The sequence below is a fragment of the Steroidobacter sp. genome (assembly GCF_036402275.1).
Classification (GTDB): Bacteria; Pseudomonadota; Gammaproteobacteria; order Steroidobacterales; family Steroidobacteraceae; genus Steroidobacter.
The window spans coordinates 320,888-340,602 of the sequence record NZ_DASWTF010000034.1; the positions used below are offsets into that span (position 1 = coordinate 320,888).

The window sequence follows — 19,715 nt, forward strand, 5'->3', positions numbered from 1 at the left end:
AAAATCACCAGCCGCAGCTTTGGCCCTTGTTCTGTTCTTCCAGCCAGGCGAGCAGCGGCGCGAAATATTCGGTAATCGCCGATGCGTCCATTTCGCGAGTGCCCGTCAGTTTTTCCAATGTGTCCTGCCACGGCTGACTCTGGCCCAAGGCCAGCATGTCGCGGAAGCGTTGGCCGGCTTCCTTGTTGTCGAAGATCGAACATTCGTGCAGCGGTCCCTGGAAGCCGGCCGCCTGGCACAGTGCGCGATGGAACTGGAACTGCAGGATGTATGACAGGAAGTAACGCGTGTACGGCGTGTTGGCCGGAATGTGATATTTCGCGCCCGGATCGAAATCTTCTTCGGTGCGCGGCACCGGCGCGGCCACGCCCTGGTAAATCTCTCGCAGTTTCCACCAGGCCGCGTTGTAGTCCTCTGGCTTGATCTCGCCCGCGAACACTTTCCAGCGCCATTCGTCGATCAGCTTGCCAAAGGGCAGGAACGCCAGCTTGTCGAGCGCCAGGCGCATCTGCTGATTGATCGTCGCCTCTTTACTCGGCTTCATCGGGCCGGCCAGACCGATCTGGTGCAGATATGCCGGCGTCATGGACAGGTTCACCGTGTCGCCGATGGCTTCGTGGAAACCGTCGTGCGCGCCGCTCTGGAACAGGTACGGCTGATCTTTGTACGAGAGGTAATAAAACACGTGCCCCAGCTCGTGATACACCGTCATCAGGTGTTCCTGAGTGGGCTCGATGCATTGTTTGATACGGACGTCTTCCTTGCCGTCCATGTGCCACGCGCTAGCGTGACATTGCACGTCCCGATCGCGCGGTTTCGCCAGCAGCGAACGTTCCCAGAACGTCTGCGGCAGCTTGGGAAACCCGAGCGAGACGTAGAAGTTCTCCGCCGATTGCGTGATGCGGACTGGATCGTACTTCTGTTTCTCGAGCGCGGCAGTGACGTTCAAATCCGTCGCGCCGGGATAAGGCTCGACCAGCGGATAAATCTCGCCCCACTGTTGCGCCCACATATTGCCGAGCAGCTGCGCCGGAATCGGTTTGCCCGCGGGCACATGATCCGCGCCATAAGTCTTCTGCAGCTTGCCGCGTACATAACAGTGCAACGAGCCGTATAGCGGCTTCACTTGGTCCCACAGCCGCGACGCTTCTTTGGTGAAGTCGTCCGGCGCCATGTCGTAATTGGAACGCCACATCGCACCGAGATCGGCAAAACCCAATTCGCGCGCGCCTTCGTTCGCAAGCTCGACGAAGCGCACGTAGTCCTTACGAATGGGACGCGCCGTCGAATGCCAGCCGGTCCAGGCTTCGGTGAGCTCGTCGTAATTGCGGCTCTTCGCCATGATCTCGGTGAGCTGCGTCTGATCCTTGCAGGAGTCCGGCCCCTTGGGACAGTACTTCGCCGCGCCGTACATGCCTTCCATTTTCGAAGTGACCGCAGCCAGTTCGGCGCGCTTGGCCGGATCGGCGGGGGCGGGCGCGGCCACGCCGAGCTTGAGCAGCTGTAGAGAACGCGCCGCGGTCGGGCTCAGCTGCTCCGGTTTATAGGCTTTCGCTTGCTCGACCGCGCCGCTGAAATATTCCAGCAGGCGCTCGTTGGCCTTGGCGTTCAGAAACTCGGTGTCGACGTTGATGAAAGTGGCATAGGCCCAGCCGGCGGCGCCGGCCTCGCGAGAGCGCTCCAACAGCTCGCGATTGACGCGTTCCACGAACGCATCGCCGCTCTCGGCCGGAGCGGACGCCTGCTCTGGTTTGCGCTCGCAGCCAGCTACCGCAAGCACGGCCGCAACCGCCGCCGTCAGTCGCACGCAAAGTGCGGTCATGCTTTTCTCCACTGCGCCGCCTACTTCACGCCTGCCATCAGCTTGCGAATGAACGGCGTCAGCACCAGCAGCACCACGCCGGCGACGAAGCCCCACCAGAACAGATACAGGAACTGGCCGGGCATGCCGGGCAGATTGTTCGGATCGATCTCGCCCGCGAACTGACCGGCCAGGTTGTTGCCCAGCGCGGTGGCCAGGAACCACAGGCCCATCACCTGGCCGACGAAGCGCGCCGGCGCCAGCTTGGTCATCGAGCTCAAGCCCACCGGGCTCAGGCATAGCTCGCCGAATGTATGCAACAGATAAGTGAGGATCAGCCAGGTGGGCAGCACCGACTCGCCGGCGACGACGTAGCGCGCGGCCACGAACATCACGAGGAAGCCGAAGCCCATCAGGATCAGACCGACCGCGAACTTCGCGGGCGCGGAAGGATCGAGATTGCGGCGGCCGAGATTCACCCACAGCGCGGCGAACACCGGCGCGAACAGGATGATGAACAGCGGGTTCACCGCTTGCAGCGTGCCCGCCGGCAGTTCCCATCCGAACATGTTGCGATCGGTGTGACGTTCGGCGAACAGGTTGAACGACGCGCCCGCCTGCTCGAAGCCGGCCCAGAACATGGCGCAGGCGATGAACAGCGCAATCATCGCGACCACGCGTTTACGCTCGGCGAGGTTGAGTCCGGCGAAGAACAGCAGATAAGCGAAAAAGCCGGCGGCCAGCACCACCAACGCCCAGTTGAGCGATTTCGAAACCACGACGGGATCGAGCTGAACCATGCCGAGCAGCACGGCCGCCATGAGCGCGACCACCACGACCACGAAGCCGATGATGGGCGTCCAGCTCGCGGGTTCGCCCATCGGCACGACGCCCGATGTGCCGAGATAATGCTTGGTGGCTTGGAACTGCACGAGGCCGATCAGCATGCCGATGGCTGGCAGCGCGAAGCCGGCATTCCAACCGAAAGCGCTGGCGGCCATCGGCACGAACAGCGAGCCCAGCGTCGCGCCGACGTTGATGCCCATGTAAAAGATGGAGAAGCCGGCGTCGCGACGCGAGCCGCCTTCGGGATAGAGCTGCGCGACGATGGCGCTGATGTTGGGCTTCAACAGGCCGACGCCGAGCACGATCACCAGCAGGCCGATGAAGAACAGCTGCGTGTTGCCCGTGGCGAGGCAGCCGTTGCCGAGCATGATCATCACGCCGCCCCAGAACACCGCGCGCTGCTGACCGATCAGACGGTCCGCGATCCAGCCGCCGAGCAGCGACAACAAATACGTGCCGGAAATGTACAGCCCGTAAATGGCGCTGGCGGTGCGATCGTCCAGGCCCAGACCGCCGTCGGCGATGGCCGCGGTCATGAACAGGATCAAGATGGCCCGCATGCCGTAGTAGGTGAATCGTTCGAACGCTTCGGTGCCGAACAGCGTCATCAGTCCACGCGGATGACCGAAGATTTGCGGCCCATGCGTGGAATCGCGTTCGATGCTTTCATTCATACGGGAAGAACCCCTGATGCGGCTCGGGATGTGAGCGGCTGTTGTTATGGATGCCCCGCCGGCCGCCCCGGATGCAGGGACGGACGAAACAGGCGCGGGCTGTCAGACATGACAAACGTCATGGAGGCGCAGTCTCACCGAAGAATGCGCCGCGGGGCAAGCCGGCAAGCTCAAAGGAGCTCGGTGTATACCGAGATCGGCGGCTGGAGGCTCAAGCCGCGGTCGTCTCGGCGTTTTTGCGCTGCCTGAGCAACAAGCGCGAGCCCAGGATGCCGATTTCATACAGCAGATACATCGGCACGGCCATGGCCGATTGCGAGATCGCGTCCGGCGGCGTCAGAAACGCGGCCACCACGAAAATGCCCAACAATACATAACCGCGGTTCTTGCCCATGGCTTCCACGCTCACCAGGCCGGTGGCGGCGAGCAGCACGGTCGCGACCGGGATCTCGAACGCCACGCCGAACGCGAAGAACAGCAGCAACACGAAATCGAGATAGTTCTGCATGTCCGTCATCATCTGCACGCCCGCCGGCGCGGTGGTGGTGAGGATGCCGAACATCAGCGGGAACACGACGAAATAAGCGAAGGCCACGCCGCAATAAAAGAGCACGATGCTCGACAGCAGCAGCGGCACGGCGAAGCGCTTCTCATGTCTGTACAAACCGGGCGCGACGAAGGCCCACGCCTGGTACAACACGTACGGCATCGCTATGAACAGCGCCACGAACAACGACAGCTTCAGCGGCGCGAGGAATGGCGATACGAGGCTGGTGGCGATCATCGAAGTGCCCTTCGGCATCTTCTGGATCAAGGGCGTGGCCACGAGCGTGAAAAGATCGTTCGCAAAAAACGCGCACGGAACAAAGATCACGCCGATCGCGATCACGGCACGCAGCAGCCGGTCGCGTAGTTCGACCAGGTGCGAGATCAGAGAGCCTTCGGCTAATTCTTCGCGCTCGTCAGCACTCATGCGCGAGCTCACTGGACGGCTTTGCTGTTGGGCGTCTCGGCAGCCGATTGCGGCGGCTCCAACCCGGAAACCATGGTCTGCAGATCGAGTCCGGAAGCATTGTGACCAGAAATATGATGAGCAGTGTCGCTAACGGCTGGCGGCTCGCTCGCGGCAGGAGCCGTATAGGGATCGGCCTGAGCGGGCGTCGGCTCGGGCTCGGCCGGCGTGGCGGCAGCGGTTTCGTTCGTGTACGGCGGTGGCGGTGGCGCCTGCATGGGCCGCGACTTGGTCATTTCATCGAGCGAGACTTCCTGCTCCAGCTGCGTGCGCAGCTGGCGGGCCATGGCTCGTGCGCGGCCAGTCCAGCGGCCGACCTTCTCGGCGAGACCGGGCAGCTTCTCGGGACCCAGCACCAGCAGCGCCAGGCCCAGGATCAGCACGATCTCGGTGAAACCGACTTCGAACATCGCGACGCTCGGCTCAGAGCATCAAGCGTTGGACGACTTGCTGCCCGTCTTGTCCGAGGCCGGCGTCGAGTTGAAATCGGCGTCCTTCTGGGGCGAGTTGAGCTGCTGCGTCTCCTTCTCGTCTTCAGTGTCCATGGCTTTCCGGAAGCCTTTGACGGCGCCACCCAGATCCGAGCCGATCGTCTTCAGCCGCTTGGCGCCGAAGATCAGCAGCGCAATGGCGAGGATGATCAGAAGTTCTTTGAAACCGATGCCCATTCGACTCTCCCGCTTCGCAAAGCCGCCGGATGATACGCCAAAAGCATGTAACGACGTGGCGGCGGAACTCGAAAACTCTAGCCCGATCCTGCTAAAACCGCTTGACGCTAGGTGCGCCCATCACTGACCCGGCGGCACCTGCAACCAGAAAGTCACCGGGCCGTCGTTGGTCAGGCTGACCTGCATGTTCGCGCCAAACTCTCCAGTTTGGACCGCGCCCAGCCGCGCGCGTGCCCGCTCGACCAGATAATCGAACAGTCGCCGGCCTTCCTCGGGGGCGGCGGCCGGGCTGAAGCCGGGCCGGGTGCCGCTGCGCGTGTCGGCGGCCAGTGTGAATTGCGAGACGAGCAATAGCTGTCCGCCAATGTCCTGCAGGCTGCGATTCATGCGGCCTTCCGCATCGGGAAAAACGCGGTAGGTGCACAGCCGTTCCAGCAATCGGTCCGCCTGCGCCTCGCTGTCACCCCGCTCGACGCCGACCAATACCAACAATCCCGTCTCGATGGCGCCGACCTGACGGCCGGATACACGAACTTCGGCGTGAGTGACGCGCTGGAGCAGGCCGATCATGAGGGACTGTCGGTGAGGTTGGTGCGGCAGGATAGCGGAGGCTGGAGAAGGGTGGATGAAGTTTGCGTAACGGCGAGGAATCTCCACTCAGGCGCACGAAACGCCAGAATAATCGGCGTGATTCTCCACTTTCCTTCTTCCATGACACCGGTCGAGTTATGACAGCTCCTTAGCTGTCATGGAGCTTCGCTCGTCCAAGCTGCTGAACCGTCAAACAAACTTCCCGCCATTGTCATCCACCGGTCACGTTCCGAGCCGAGTCTGCGCGCAACCCGAACTTCGCCGACGGGAGGTGAGCCATGAGCCCGACTCCGAGCCGACCGGTTTTCCGCTTCCGCAGCATCTTCATTTCCGACGTCCACCTGGGCTTCCGCGGCTGCAGCGCGGACTACCTGCTGGACTTCCTGCACTCGGTCGAGACCGACACCCTCTACCTGGTCGGCGACATCATCGACCTGTGGAGCCTGAAGCGCTCGTTCTTCTGGCCGCAGGAACACAACAACGTCATCCGCACCATCCTGGGCAAAGCCAAGGCCGGCACGCGCGTCATCTACATTCCCGGCAATCACGACAGCGTGTTTCGCGACTACGCCGGCATGGTGTTCGGCAATGTCGAAATCCATCGCGAAATCGTGCACGAGAACGCCGATGGCCGCCGTTTCCTGGTCCTGCACGGCGACGAATTCGACAGCGTGATCAAAGCGAGCCCGCTGCTCGAAGCGCTGGGCAATCGCGCGTACGCCTTCATTCTTCGGCTGAATCGCTATGTGAATTTCTTCCGTCGCCGGTTTGGTTTCCCATACTGGTCGATCGCTGCGTTCCTCAAGCACAAAGTGAAGAACGCGGTGAACTACATCTCCAACTTCGAGCGCGCACTCGCCGATGAGGCCAAGCGTCGCAATCTCGACGGCATTATCTGCGGCCACATCCACCGCGCCGAGATCACCGATATCGGCGGCATCACCTATTGCAACGACGGCGATTGGGTCGAGAGCTGCACGGTGCTGACCGAAGACGACGCAGGCCGCATGTCGCTGCTGCGCTGGACCGAGCAGAAACAAGTGGTGGCGCACACTGGCATGGTCGCTACGTTGCCGATCGGACAGGCGGCGTGAAGATCGCGATCGTCACGGATGCCTGGCGGCCCCAGACCAATGGTGTCGTCAAAACATTGAGCACGACGGCGGACGGGTTACGCGCGCTCGGCCACGTCGTGCACATCATCGAGCCGAATCAGTTCAAAACGTTTCCTTGCCCGACGTATCCGGAGATTCGCCTTGCGTGGCTGCCGTACGGGCGGCTGTCCCAGCTGCTTGAAGAGTTCGGTCCCGACGCGATTCATATCGCTACGGAAGGAACATTGGGAGCGGCTGCGAGGAAGTGGTGTTTGCGGCGAGGATTTCCTTTCACCACGTCGTATCACACGCAGTTCCCCGAATATGTTCGTGCTCGCGTGCCCATTCCTTTGTCGGTGAGCTACGCGCATCTGCGCCGGTTTCATTCGGCTGCGGCGCGGACCATGGTCGCTACGCCGGCCATGCAGCGGCTGCTCGAATCGCGTGGGTTCAAGAATATTGTGCGGTGGACGCGGGGCGTAGATGTTTCGTTGTTCAAGCCGCGTGACAAGAGCTTTCTCGACTTTCCTCGGCCCATTGCGATGTATGTGGGCCGCGTTGCCGTGGAGAAAAACATCGAGGCTTTCCTGAAGCTGGACTTGCCCGGCACGAAAGTCGTCGTCGGCGACGGCCCCGCACGCGCCGAGCTGGAAGCGAAATATCCGGCTACGAAGTTCGTCGGCTACAAATTCGGCGAGCAACTCGCCTCACATGTCGCCGCTGCGGATGTATTCGTGTTTCCGAGCCGCACCGATACATTTGGGTTGGTGTTGCTCGAAGCGATGGCCTGCGGGGTGCCCGTCGCCGCTTATCCAGTGACCGGCCCCATCGACGTCGTCGCCCAAGGGGTGACAGGCGAGCTCAACGAAGACCTTCGCGCGGCCGCTTTAGCTGCCCTGAAGCTCGATCCCAATCAATGTCGCGCGTACGCGCTCGCCAATACATGGGAAACGGCCACGCGCCAATTCCTCTCCCATCTCGCGCCACGCACGGTCACGGAAAGCGCAGCGGAGTCGGCACTCGACTCCGCCTAACGAACGCCCTGCGCTCGCAGCTGAGCTTCGCGAGCCTCGACATTCTTCCCCCGAGCACGCAGAGACTCAGCAATCAACGTCCAGGCGGCGGAATTTGCTCGCGGGGCGTTAACAGACATGGACGCCGCTTTCCGCGCCATGTTCTCAGCCTGTACGTAATTCCCTTCCGCCTGACGCACCTTACCCAGCTCGATCCACAGCAGCGGGTTGCTCGGCTCGATGCGTAGTGCGCGTTCGATGGACGAGGCGGCGACAGGATAGTTCTTCGACTGCAGTTGGATCTGCGCCTGATTCACCAACGCGCGTGACGCCGGGCTCAACGTCGGTTCGCGAATGACCGGTGCCGGCACGGGCTCCGGTATTTCCGTCGGCTGTTCGGGCGGCGGCGCCGGTTGTGTTTCGACCGGAGGCTCTTGCTGCGTGGGAGGAACCGGAGCCGGAGGCGCCGGGGCTCGATACGGCGGCGGGACCGTGCACGCCGATACGGCGACGACAGTCACGAGCCAGGGAAGTTTTCGCTGCCAGGTAGTCACAAGAGTTATAGACCGTCACTCATCGAAAAAGTGTTCGCCGCCTGCCGCTGAACCGATTCAGGTCACCGTTCATTGACGGGTGACGCCGCGCCACCACTCCTTGGCCCGCTCGCCGAACTCGCCGAACACGTTGGTTCCGCAAGCAGGCTGCATCGGGAGCTCCGTTCCCTTGGGAACGGCAATGGCAATCGGCTCCTCGCCGCAGTCCGGCCGGGCGCCCAGGCCCGTAGGGAATTCTATCCAGGTTTCCTCCAGGCTTTCCGGCAACGGTGCGCTCCAGGAAGTTGTTCCCAGGTTGGCCATCAGCCTCGACCACACCGCCAGCGACCCCGACGAGCCCGTGAGCCCGGTCGGCGTGTTGTCATCATGACCGATCCACACGACGGCGAGATGCTGCCCGGAGAACCCCGCGAACCAGCTGTCACGATAATCCGAAGAAGTGCCCGATTTACCAGCAACCATCACATCCGGCGGAAGCGTCGCCCGCGCCCCGCGGCCGCTGCCGTGTTCGATGACTTCGACCATCATTCGATTCACCTGATAAACCGCGTCCGGGCTCGCGACCGGCGTCACTTCGAGCGCGAAAGATTTCAGCGGTTCGCCTTTCGCATCCACCACCGAGCGCACAGCTCGCAGTGGCGTGCTGAATCCGCCGTTGGCGAACGCGTTGTACAACTGCGCCACTTCCAGCGGAGAAACATCGAGGGAGCCCAGCAGTACCGACGGCAATTGCGGCGGCTCTTTCTCCAAACCGAGCGCCACGAACTCTCGCGTCACCTTCGGCAGTCCGACGGACAGGCCGAGATTCACGGTAGCGAGATTCATCGACTGCGCCAGCGCACGCACCAACGGCACCGGCCCGTAGTACTGCTCGGAAATATTCTTCGGCTCCCAAACCTGCCCATTCTGCAGCTTCACCGAGACCGGGCCGTCCTCGATCACGGATGCAGCGTTGAACCCGCCAGACTCGATCGCGGCCAGATAGATCACCGGTTTGACCAGCGAGCCGATGGAGCGCTTGGCGTCCAACGCACGATTGAACCCGGCAAAGCCGGCCTGACGACCGCCGACCATGGCGATCACTTCGCCATTCTGAGGCGCGGTGACCACGACGACGCCTTCGAGCGGGGTCTTGGATTTTGTTTTACGGGTCTTGTCGAGCCGATCCAGCTCTTGCGTCAGCGCCTTCTCGGCCTGCGACTGCACCATGGGATCGAGCGTCGAGAAAATGCGCAGGCCCTCTTCGGTGAGGTCCTCTTCGCGATAGTCACGTCGCAACGTCCGACGCACCAGATCGAGGAACGCCGGGTAATAGCCGCCGCCCGCCTGCGTGCCGGAGCTGACGATGCCGAGCGGACGCTTCGCCGCCTTTTGCGCCATCGCAGGATCGATGACGCCGTGCTCGCCCATCAGCTTCAACACCAGATCGCGGCGCTCACGTGCACGTTTCGGATGACGCCGCGGGTCGTAATAAGAAGGGCCGCGCACGATCGCCACCAGCAGTGCGACTTCATGCAGCTGCAGCTCAGCCAGAGGCTTGCCGAAATAAAACTGGCTGGCGAGCCCGAAGCCGTGAATTGCGCGCCGGCCATCCTGGCCGAGATAAATCTCGTTGATATACGCGTTCATCAGGTCCTGCTTGCTGAAGTGCACTTCCAGCAGCATGGCCATGATGGCCTCTTCGACCTTGCGGCTCAGCGTGCGCCGGTTGTCGAGGAAATAACTCTTCACCAGCTGTTGTGTGAGCGTCGAGCCGCCTTGCTCGATCTGACCGGCGCGCAGATTCACGAACAACGCACGCATGATGGCCGTGGGATTCACGCCCATGTGCGTATCGAATTTGCGATCCTCGACCACCTTCAGTGCCGCGGGTAGCAGAGTCGAGACTTCCTCGGGAGTGACTACGACGCGGTCTTCGCCGTGAATGGGAAAGATGCTGCCGATCAGCAGCGGGTCGAGACGAAAGATCGGCACTTCCTCATTGCGGCCATTGCGCATGTCCTCGATGGCGTTGCCCCCGGTGCTGATGGTCAGCAGCTGCGGTTCCTGCAGCGCATCCCAGAACTGGAAGCGACGATTGATCAGATCGATGCGCGTACCGCGACGGCTGTAGCTGCCCGCATGCTGCGGTTTGTCGACGCGCTGATAGCCGAGCCGCTTCAGCTCCTGCTCGAGCGTGTCGGCGCTGAACGTCTGACCAACGTACAGCTCGGTCGGCTGGGCATAAACCTGCGCGGGCAACGTCCAGCGCCGGCCCTCGAACTGGCTGGTGATCTTGCGATCGAGCGTGAATACCCAGACGGTGAACACGATCGCCACGACGCCCAAGGCGAGGGCGACGCCCGCGAAAATCTGCTTCCGGTATTTTTTCAGTGCTCTCATCTCGGCTTTGTGTCATCCACTGCGACGGCTGCCGCCAGCTTGCGGCAGGATTCGGGCAAAACGGTGGCAACTTGCGGCTGGCATCGGATCCGCCCGTCGGGCGACGCATGCTACATTGCCAGCGGCTCTCACGCCGGAGTGCCGCCAGCCCGTCCGCCACGACTCATGCATGAATCATGAAATACCCCTGGTTCTGAACGTCGCGATCGCACTGGGCATCGCCGTGGCCGGCGGCTTCCTCGCCAGCTGGCTGCGCCAGTCGCCGATCTTCGGCTACCTGCTGGCCGGCGTAGCCATTGGACCGTTCACACCCGGATTCGTTGGCAATCGCGAACAGATTGCGCTGCTGGCGGATGTAGGCGTGATCTTTCTGATGTTCGGCCTGGGCGTGGCGTTTTCGCTCAAGGACCTGGCGCGCGTCCGCGCCACTGCCACCATCGGCACCACCGTTCAGGTGGCGTTGACCATCGTCGGCGGCACCCTGGCCGGCCTGGCGATGGGTTGGGGCGCGCTGGCCGGCACCGTGTTCGGCGTCGCCCTGGCGGCCAGTAGCTCCATGGTGATTCTGAAAACGCTGCTCGACCGCGGCGAGATCGCCTCCAGTCACGGCCGCTTGCTGCTGTCCATGGCGATCGTGCAGGACCTGATCATCGTGGTGTTGATCGTCGTGCTGCCAAAGTTGGTTTCGGTGCACGCCGACGCCTCGCCGATGGACGTCGCCATCGAGGTCGGCATCACGATTCTGAAGGCGACGGTGTTCATCGGCGTGTCGCTGGCCATCGGCCTGCGCGCGGTGCCCTGGGTGATGGGCCACGTTTCCAGAATGCGCTCGTCGGAATTGTTCATCGTCACCGCCGCCGTGCTGGCGCTGGGGGCGGCCAGTGTCAGTACGTTGCTCGGCCTGTCGCCAGCGCTCGGCGCCTTCGTGGCCGGCCTGCTGCTGTCCGAAAGCGAGTTCGATCATCGCGTGATTTCCGAAGTCGTGCCGGTGCGCGATTTGTTCGCGACCTTGTTCTTCGTTTCGGTGGGCATGCTGATCGATCTCAATTTCATCGTTGCAAACTGGCCAGCCGTGCTGGCGGTCGCGGCGTTCACGTTGCTGCTCAAGTTCGCGGCCACGGCGGCCGGCATCGTGCCTTTCCGCCTGACGGCCCGTACCGCGGCGTTCACGGCGCTGGGCATGATCCCCGTCGGCGAGCTCAATTTCGTGCTGGCGCAAATCGGTCTGCAGACCCAGGCCCTTTCGCCGCAGCTCTACAATCTGATTCTGACCTCGGCGCTGGTCACCATCGTGCTCACGCCCTCGGCGTTCGCCATCGCGCCCAAGCTGGGCGAATTCATGTTGCACAATCGGTGGCTGCGGCGCTGGTTCGACACCGGCACCGGCGCCAGCGGTGAAGGCGCCCAGCTGGAAGCGCATGCCATCGTCATCGGCTATGGCCGGGTGGGCCAGAGTGTCGCCCGCGGGCTGCGCGAGGCGGGCATCAGCGTGGCCGTCATCGACTCGCGCCTGTCACGAGTGCGCGACGGTGTCGCGGACGGCTTGCCGGCGATTTATGGCAACGCATTCTCGCCTACCGTGCTGGAAGCTGCTCATGTCGCCAATGCCCGACTGGCCGTGGTCGCCCTGCCGGACTTCGCGCCGGCCCGGGCGGCGATCAACCAACTACGGCACCTCAATCCGGGAGTTGTGATCGCAGCGCGCGCCGAGCAGTCGATCAACGAGCCGGCCCTACGTGCCGCCGGCGCCCATCTGGTCATCGTTCCCGAGTTGGCGGGTGCAACTGCGTTGTTGCACGGGGCGCTCGATATGTTGGGCGCCGCTCGCTGAGAGTCAGCGACGCCAGAACGAAGGCGTGGCGATGACCAGCAGCGGGAAGATTTCCAAGCGTCCCAGCAGCATCGCGATCACGCACAACCACTTGCCAGGTTCGGAGATGGCGCGGAAGTTCGAAGACACTTCGCCCAGACCCACACCGTAATTGTTGATGGATGCCGCGATCGCCGAAAAGGCGGTCACATGGTCCGCGCCGGCGATCATCATCAGCACCATCAGCAGTGCGAACAGAATCATGTAAGCCGCGAAGAAGCCCCACACCGAATCGATGATCCGCCAGTCCACCGGTTTCGCGCCGATGCGCACCGGAATTTCCGCGCTGGGATGGATCAAGCGCTGCACTTCACGCTGGCCCTGTTTCCAGATCAGCAACCAGCGGATCACTTTCATGCCGCCCGAGGTGGAGCCGGCCGAGCCGCTGATGAACGTCGCGAGCAGCAGGATCACGGGGATCGCGCCCGGCCACAGCGAATAGTCGGTGGTGAAAAAGCCCGTGCCGGTCTGCGCCGAGATCGCAGTGAATGCCGCGGTTCGCATGGCGACGTCGGCGCTGTAAACCTGTTTGACGATCAGCATGCCGACCGTCAGTGCGAACAAGCACGTGACCAGGATCAGGAAGGCGCGGAACTCGGGATCTCGGAAATAATCCTGCACGCGTCGATATCGCAGCACGAAGAAGTGCAGCGCGAAGTTCACGCTGCCGAGGAGCATGAATAGCGACGCTACGATCTCGACCGCGGCGTTGTCGAAGTAGCCGAGGCTCTTATCGTGCGTCGAATGTCCACCGGTCGAGACGGTAGAGAACGCATGCGCGATGGCATCGAACGGCGTCATGCCCGCCATCCAGTAACAGGCCGCGCACAGCGCGGTGAGCGTCACGTAAATCACCCACAACGCTTTGGCCGTCTCGGTGATGCGGGGCGTGAGCCGCACGTCTTTCGCCGGCCGGGGGCTTTCTGCTTTGAGCAATTGCATGCCGCCGACGCCCAGCATGGGCAGCAGCGCGACCGCCAGCACGACAATACCGATGCCGCCCAGCCATTGAATCTGCTGGCGGAAATACAAAATGGAAATCGGCAGGTCTTCCAGACCGACGATGACCGTGGCGCCGGTCGTGGTGAAGCCGGAGACGGCTTCGAACACCGCATCGGTCGGCGTCAGGTCGGGCTGGTCGGAGATCAACAACGGCACCGCGCCGGCCAGGCCGAGCACGATCCAGAACATCGAAACGATCAAGAAGCCGTCGCGTACGCGCAGCTCGCGAATCGCTTTGCGCGCGGGCCACCACACGATCGCGCCGACGATCAGCAGCGCGATGAACGAATCGAGAAACGGTTGCCAATGACCGTCGCCGTAATACAGCGCCACGCCGACAGGCGGCAGCATGGTCACGCTGAAGATCATCAGCAACAGACCCAGGATGCGCTGGACGGTGAGGAAGTTCATTCGAGAGCGCTTATCTGGCGTGCCGGCGCGGCACGTCGAACAGGCGCTCGACGGCTTCGACATGACGGCGATCGGTGAGGAACAGAATCACGTGATCGTCGCGCTGAATCATGGTGTCGTGGTGCGCGATCAAAACCTGATCGCCACGCGCGATGGCCGCGATGGTCGTGCCCTCGGGCAGAGGAATGTTTTCGATTCGTTTGCCGATGACTCGGCCTTCGCCTTGCACGCCGTGCACGATGACCTCGAGCGCTTCAGCCGCGCCGCGCCTCAACGAGTGCACGCGAACGACGTCGCCACGACGCACGTGCGCAAGCAACGAGCCGATGGTCACCTGCTGCGGCGACAGAGCGATGTCGATGGAGCCGCTCTGCATGAGCTCTGCATAAGCGGGCCGGTTGATCAGCGCCATCACCTTGTGACAGCCCAGCCGCTTGGCCAGCATGGCCGAGAGAATGTTGGCTTCTTCGGCGTTGGTCACGGCGACGAACACGTCGGCGCTGTCGATATTCTCTTCCAGCAGCAGTTCTTCGTCCGCGGCGTCGCCTGTGAGCACGATGGTGTTGCTCAGTTGCTCGGACACGCGGCGGGAGCGCCGCGGATCCCGCTCGATGAGCTTGACCTGATGCTCGCCTTCCAACCGCTGCGCGAGGCGGAACCCGATGTTGCCGCCACCAGCGATGACCACGCGGCGCACCGGATCTTCCAGCTTCTGCATCTCATTCATTACCAGACGAATGTCTTCGCGCGCGGCGATGAAGAACACTTCGTCGCCGTGCTCGATGACGGTCTCGCCTTCAGGCTTGATGCTTTGGCCGCCGCGATAAATGGCCGCGACGCGTGCATCGCGACCCTGGATATGCGTCGGCAATTGTTTTAGCTGCTGACCCACCAGCGCGCCGCCCTGCAAGGCTTTCACGCCGACCAGCCGGATCCGGCCATCGGCGAAGTCGAGCACTTGCAGCGCGCCCGGATAATGAATGAGATGGACGACGTGCTCCGTCACCAGTTGCTCGGGGCTGATCGGCACATCGACGGCGAAAGCGCGGTCTTCCTGCGAGAACAGCTTGGTGTGTTTGGTGAAATCGGCGGAGCGAATGCGCGCGATGCGCGTCGCGTCCTTGTTGAACAGACTCCAGGAAATCTGGCACGCGACCATGTTCACTTCGTCGCTGTTGGTCAGCGCGATGAAAATGTCCGCGTCGCGCGCGCCGGCGGCTTCGAGCACGCTCGGTTGCGTGCCGCTGCCGACCAGCGTGCGAATGTCGAGACGATCCTGCAGATCGCGCAGCAGTTCGTCATTCACATCGACGACCGTGACTTCGTTGGCTGCTTCGCGCGCCAGGTGATAGGCGGCAGTCCGGCCCACCTGTCCGGCGCCGAGAATGATTATTTTCATACCGGTTCCAGGTTCGCGTAGGCCAGCATCAGCCACTTCGGGCCCTGCCGCTCGAAATTCACTTGAACTCTCGCGTGATTGCCGTCGCCTTCGAGCTCGAGGATGGTGCCCTCGCCATATTTGTTATGACGCACGCGCTGGCCGAGACGCACGCCGCCGACGGTGGAGGCGTCTTCGCGCAATTGATTGCCCATTCCGCTGCGACGCGGCGCGTACATCGGTCTCGAAATCTGAATGCGCGGCCGGATCTCTTCCAGCAGTTCGGAAGGAATTTCCCGGATGAAACGCGATGGCGTGCCGTAGCTGTCGACGCCGTGCAAGCGACGCTGCTCGGCATAAGTGAGATACAGCTGTTTCATGGCGCGGGTCGTGCCCACATAGCAAAGGCGTCGTTCTTCTTCGAGCCCGTCGACATCGCTGATCGAGCGCTGGTGGGGAAACAAACCGTCTTCCATGCCGGCCAGGAACACGACCGGGAATTCGAGACCTTTGGCGGAGTGCAGGGTCATCATCTGCACCGCATCTTCGCCGGCGCCGGCTTGCTCTTCGCCCGATTCCAGAACAGCGTGCGACAGGAAGTTGGCCAGCGGCGAACCCTCGACGTCGCCGTCCGGCTCGTAACCGCGCGCCGCCGACACCAGTTCGTTCAAGTTGTCGACGCGAGCTTCGCCGCGGTCGCCTTTTTCCTGCTGATAGTGCGCCATCAGGCCGCTGGTGTGGATCACATGGTCCACCTGCTCGTGCAGCGGCAGCGTGCGCGTCTGCTGATCCAGCTGTTCGATCAGCAGCATGAACGAATGCAACGCCTGCCCGCCGCGCGGGCCGACCTCTTTGATGCTGGCGCCGGCGGCTTCCCACAACGAGCACGCATTCGCGCGTGCGTAGTTGCGGACGATGTCCAGAGTCTTGTTGCCGATGCCGCGCGCGGGCAAGTTCACTACGCGCTCGAACGACGCATCGTCGGTGCGATTGAACATCAAGCGCAAATAGCCCAGCGCGTCTTTGATTTCGGCGCGCTCGAAGAACCGCAGGCCGCCGTACACGCGATAGGGAATCCGATAATTCAGCAGCGCTTCTTCGAACGTTCGCGATTGCGCGTTGGAGCGATACAGGATCGCGCACTCGCTGCGCAGCCCGCCCTTGTTCACGTAGTCGCGAATGCGATTGATCACGAAGTCCGCTTCGTCGCGCTCGTTGAACGCGGCGTAGAGTTTGACCGCGTCGCCTTGCTCGCCGCTGGTCCACAGATTCTTGCCGAGCCGGCCGCTGTTGTTGGCGATCAGCGCGTTGGCGGCGGCGAGGATGTTGCCCGTCGAGCGGTAGTTCTGCTCCAGACGGAACATTTGCACGTTGGGATAATCGCGGCGGTACTGCTGCAGGTTTTCCACCCGCGCGCCGCGCCAGCGATAAATGGACTGGTCATCGTCGCCGACCGCGAACGGCAAGCCGTCGGGGCCCGCGAGCAGTTTCAGCCACAGATACTGAATCGTGTTGGTGTCCTGAAACTCGTCGATCAGCACATGGCGGAAGCGCTGGCGGTAGTGCGCCAGCAGCTCTTTGTTGTCGCGAAACAGCTCATACGCGCGCAACAGCAGCTCGGCGAAATCGACCACGCCGGCGCGGTCGCACGTCTCCTGGTACAACTCGTACAGCTTGATGAATTGCCGGCGCGTCGGATCGCCGTCGTCCTTGCACTGCTTGGCGCGCAGACCTTCGTCCTTGCGCGCGTTGATGAACCACATGATCTCTTTCGGGACCCAGCGCTCCTCGTCGAGGTTCTGCGCCTTCAGCAGCCGCCGGATGGCGCGCAGCTGATCGTCGGAGTCCATGATCTGAAAGCTTTGCGGCAGGTTGGTGTCGCGCCAATGGATCCGCAGCAAGCGGTGCGCGATACCGTGAAAGGTGCCAATCCACAGGGGAGCGCTGGGCACGCCCAGCATGGACTCGATGCGCGCGCGCATCTCGCCGGCGGCCTTGTTGGTGAAGGTCACGGCCATGATGCCGTGGGGCGACGAGCCTTCGACTTGCACTAGCCAGGCGACGCGATGGGTGAGCACGCGCGTTTTGCCGGAGCCGGCGCCTGCCAGGACCAGCGTCGGGGCGAGGGGAGCTGCGACGGCAGCCCGCTGCGCGTCGTTAAGTCCTTCAAGTAGGTAGGAAACGTCCAGGGTCAATCCTCAACAGGCAACTGTCGCGGCTAGGGCCACCACAGGCACAGGGATGTGCCCGCCGCCGTAGGCGGCGAGCGCAGGGGGAAAAGTCGCGCCTTTTCCCCGCTGCGCCCCAGCGCGAGTGGCAGGATGCCCGAGTCGCTGTATAAATCAGGCGGCGCATTCTAGCAGGACGGGCGTTTCTATATGCTGTGCGGCCAGGATCGGTGCCGGGAGGCGTGCATGCGTGGTTGGCGCGGGATGTTACTTTCCCCTTGCGCGGTATTGCTGACGTTGGCGGGATGCTCAAAAGCACCGGAACCGGCTGCTCCGGCGGCCCCAGACGCGGCATCGCCAGCGCCCACCGCCGTACCGGCGGAAGCGCCCGCCGCGGCGGAGCCACCCGCGGAGTCGGGCCTCTCGATCAAGCGCGGCATCCTTACGCTGGCTCCGGCGCGTGGCACCTTCCGCCCGTGCGGCGAACAAGGCGATTTGCTGCTGGTCGATCAAACGGACGGCGTACTCGCGCGCACCTTCGCGGGTGAAAAGGACGCCAACGGCGCGGATCAACCGCTCAAGCTGTATATCGAAGCCTATGGCGAGCGCGCCACGGATCAGCCTGCCCCGGCCGGTTTCGCGGGCACATTCCTGCTCGAAGAGGCGCTGTACGCCGCGCCGGACGGGCAGACCAAAGGCTGCGATACACCCGCCCAGGATTACATCGTCGCGGCCCGCGGCAGCGAGCCGTTCTGGAGCGTGGAGGTCACCGATGCGGCGCTGTTGTGGCGTCAGCCGGAGGAGCCGAAAGAAATCTCCATCGCCGCGCCTCAGACTCAGGATGCCGAGGGCGCCGTGAGCTATGTCGCCAACAACGACCAGCACAAGATCGAAGTGCTGATCGAAGCCCAAGCCTGTCAGGACGATATGTCGGGCGAGTACTTCGCATATGCCGCTCGCGCCACGCTGGATGGCAAGCAGTTCACCGGATGCGCGCGCGTCGGTAAATAACCGCTGCCGGTCTACCGTTCCCGCAAGGAAAGGTCACCCGCCGTGCCCGCGAATCGGCGCGGGCGCTGGTGTCGATACAGCGAACGAAAGATCAACCCGACGATCAGCGCCAGCAGCGGATCGGTAATGGACGCATGTTCGGCGGGCAGCCAGATCTGCAGCACTTCGACGACTGTGGCGACGGTCAGCATCACGCCAAAAGAAAAGTCCGTGGACGCGCCCCACTCGCGCACCACCCATAGCAGCGCGCCATAAAGAAAAAATTTGCCGAACAGCTGCACCCAGTCGACCGCGGCCAGATCCCAGCCGTTCTCGACGAAAGCCAGGAACGGCCAGAAATCGAAGTGGGCGACTTGATGCGAGAAATCGAACGGCGCCAGTTCTTCGATGATCAACAATGAGACCACGGCCAAGACCAGGCTCGCGCGGCGCGGTCGCGGACGGAGCCGATGCATGAGCACGACCATCGGCAGCAGCAACAACAACGCCAGTAGTTCAGCCGGCACGAAGGTCTGACTCGCGACCACCAGCCGTCCGATCAGCACCGCGGCCATCAGCAGCAGCAATGTTTCCAAACGCCGCGGGCGACTCACCAGCGCGGCCACCGCCTGATTCACCACCAGCCAGCAGGTGAGAAAGATCAGCACGGTGATGAAGTCGAACGTGGGATCGAACAGCGGCCGCAACGCCGCCTTCAACTTGCCCAGATCGAACTGCGGTACGAACGGCGCGAAGCGCCACGCGAGCCACAGGCCGATCAGCAGCGCTGCGCCGGGATCGCGAGTTTGTTTCTCGGCGCGCGCCGGTAGATGCATCAAATAACTCAGGGCGGCCCAACCCATGCCGCCCACCGCGCCAAGCAAAGTGCCTCCCGAGTTCAGCGCAAGATCGGTCAGACTGGGGACGCGCTTCGACACGTACACCTGCGCCACTTCGATCGCGAGCGACAGCAACGTGCCGAGCACAGTCGCGATGGCCACGGCAGGGCCGCGCCGCAGGCGTTCGTTCAGCCAGAGATACAAACAAAAGCCGAGCGGCAGATACAGCAGGACGTTGGAGATCCGATCGCCGCGGCCCGCCCGAGCCCACGACAGCTGGCTCAGCGCCGCGAGCAAGCCATCCTGCGCGTCGGGTTTGAAGTTGAAGGGATACAGCGAGCCGTAGGCGATCAGCGCGATCACCGCGGCCGTCAGCCAGGGAATCGAGCTTCGTGGTGTGCGCGCCGGAGCCACGATGAAAC

16 protein-coding genes are annotated in these 19,715 nt (G+C 62.9%); 4 read left to right on the top strand and 12 right to left on the bottom strand.

Annotated elements, in window-relative coordinates; all coding sequences use genetic code 11:
• Positions 1-4 precede the first annotated feature (4 nt).
• The 6 genes from VGD45_RS19200 to dtd form a co-directional block, all read right to left on the bottom strand.
• Positions 5-1,822: a M2 family metallopeptidase gene (locus VGD45_RS19200; protein ID WP_331156957.1), complete on the bottom strand. Its 1,818-nt coding sequence runs from the start codon at positions 1,820-1,822 to the stop codon at positions 5-7.
• A 20-nt stretch (positions 1,823-1,842) separates the two neighbouring features.
• Entirely contained in the window at positions 1,843-3,321 is a 1,479-nt protein-coding gene (locus tag VGD45_RS19205; RefSeq protein ID WP_331156958.1) for a peptide MFS transporter, read from the bottom strand.
• Positions 3,322-3,532: 211 nt separating this feature from the next.
• Positions 3,533-4,294, bottom strand: a complete 762-nt coding sequence (gene tatC / locus VGD45_RS19210) for a twin-arginine translocase subunit TatC (protein WP_331156959.1) — start codon at positions 4,292-4,294, stop codon at positions 3,533-3,535.
• Positions 4,295-4,302: 8 nt separating this feature from the next.
• Entirely contained in the window at positions 4,303-4,743 is a 441-nt protein-coding gene (tatB, locus tag VGD45_RS19215) for a Sec-independent protein translocase protein TatB (RefSeq protein WP_331156960.1), read from the bottom strand.
• A gap of 21 nt (positions 4,744-4,764) precedes the next feature.
• Complete coding sequence (tatA, locus tag VGD45_RS19220) at positions 4,765-5,001, bottom strand: twin-arginine translocase TatA/TatE family subunit (RefSeq protein ID WP_331156961.1); 237 nt, start codon at positions 4,999-5,001, stop codon at positions 4,765-4,767.
• Between the two features lie 120 nt (positions 5,002-5,121).
• On the bottom strand, positions 5,122-5,571 hold the full coding sequence (gene dtd, locus VGD45_RS19225) for a D-aminoacyl-tRNA deacylase (RefSeq protein WP_331156962.1): 450 nt from the start codon (positions 5,569-5,571) through the stop codon (positions 5,122-5,124).
• Between the two features lie 299 nt (positions 5,572-5,870).
• Between dtd and VGD45_RS19230 the strand changes: the two genes are divergently transcribed.
• Positions 5,871-6,686, top strand: a complete 816-nt coding sequence (locus VGD45_RS19230; RefSeq protein WP_331156963.1) for a UDP-2,3-diacylglucosamine diphosphatase — start codon at positions 5,871-5,873, stop codon at positions 6,684-6,686.
• Positions 6,683-7,720 carry a glycosyltransferase family 1 protein gene (locus VGD45_RS19235; protein ID WP_331156964.1) on the top strand — a complete coding sequence of 346 codons (1,038 nt, stop codon included), beginning with the start codon at positions 6,683-6,685 and terminating at the stop codon, positions 7,718-7,720. The genes VGD45_RS19230 and VGD45_RS19235 overlap by 4 nt, the downstream gene beginning before the upstream one ends.
• Here VGD45_RS19235 and VGD45_RS19240 read toward each other — a convergent pair.
• Both VGD45_RS19240 and mrcB read right to left on the bottom strand, forming a co-directional pair.
• A complete protein-coding gene (locus tag VGD45_RS19240) occupies positions 7,717-8,070 on the bottom strand; it encodes a tetratricopeptide repeat protein (protein WP_331156965.1) in 354 nt (117 codons plus the stop codon). The genes VGD45_RS19235 and VGD45_RS19240 overlap by 4 nt on opposite strands.
• 252 nt (positions 8,071-8,322) lie before the next feature.
• A complete protein-coding gene (gene mrcB, locus VGD45_RS19245; RefSeq protein ID WP_331156966.1) occupies positions 8,323-10,635 on the bottom strand; it encodes a penicillin-binding protein 1B in 2,313 nt (770 codons plus the stop codon).
• 169 nt (positions 10,636-10,804) lie between these two features.
• On the opposite strand from mrcB, the gene VGD45_RS19250 reads away from it, so the two are divergent.
• A complete protein-coding gene (locus VGD45_RS19250; protein WP_331156967.1) occupies positions 10,805-12,466 on the top strand; it encodes a cation:proton antiporter in 1,662 nt (553 codons plus the stop codon).
• Between the two features lie 3 nt (positions 12,467-12,469).
• On the opposite strand, the gene VGD45_RS19255 is transcribed toward VGD45_RS19250, so the two are convergent.
• Genes VGD45_RS19255 through uvrD form a run of 3 tightly spaced genes read right to left on the bottom strand, consistent with a single transcriptional unit; the run spans position 12,470 to position 17,485 of the window.
• A complete protein-coding gene (locus VGD45_RS19255) occupies positions 12,470-13,918 on the bottom strand; it encodes a TrkH family potassium uptake protein (protein WP_331156968.1) in 1,449 nt (482 codons plus the stop codon).
• 10 nt (positions 13,919-13,928) lie between these two features.
• Positions 13,929-15,317, bottom strand: a complete 1,389-nt coding sequence (trkA, locus tag VGD45_RS19260) for a Trk system potassium transporter TrkA (RefSeq protein WP_331156969.1) — start codon at positions 15,315-15,317, stop codon at positions 13,929-13,931.
• Positions 15,314-17,485, bottom strand: coding sequence for a DNA helicase II (uvrD, locus tag VGD45_RS19265; protein WP_349263309.1), 2,172 nt, complete (start codon positions 17,483-17,485; stop codon positions 15,314-15,316). Before uvrD ends, trkA begins: the two co-directional genes overlap by 4 nt.
• Before the next feature lie 225 nt (positions 17,486-17,710).
• Between uvrD and VGD45_RS19270 the strand changes: the two genes are divergently transcribed.
• Entirely contained in the window at positions 17,711-18,475 is a 765-nt protein-coding gene (locus VGD45_RS19270) for a hypothetical protein (RefSeq protein WP_331156971.1), read from the top strand.
• An 11-nt stretch (positions 18,476-18,486) separates the two neighbouring features.
• On the opposite strand, the gene VGD45_RS19275 is transcribed toward VGD45_RS19270, so the two are convergent.
• Positions 18,487-19,707 carry a VanZ family protein gene (locus tag VGD45_RS19275; protein WP_331156972.1) on the bottom strand — a complete coding sequence of 407 codons (1,221 nt, stop codon included), beginning with the start codon at positions 19,705-19,707 and terminating at the stop codon, positions 18,487-18,489.
• Between the last annotated feature and the right edge of the window lie 8 nt (positions 19,708-19,715).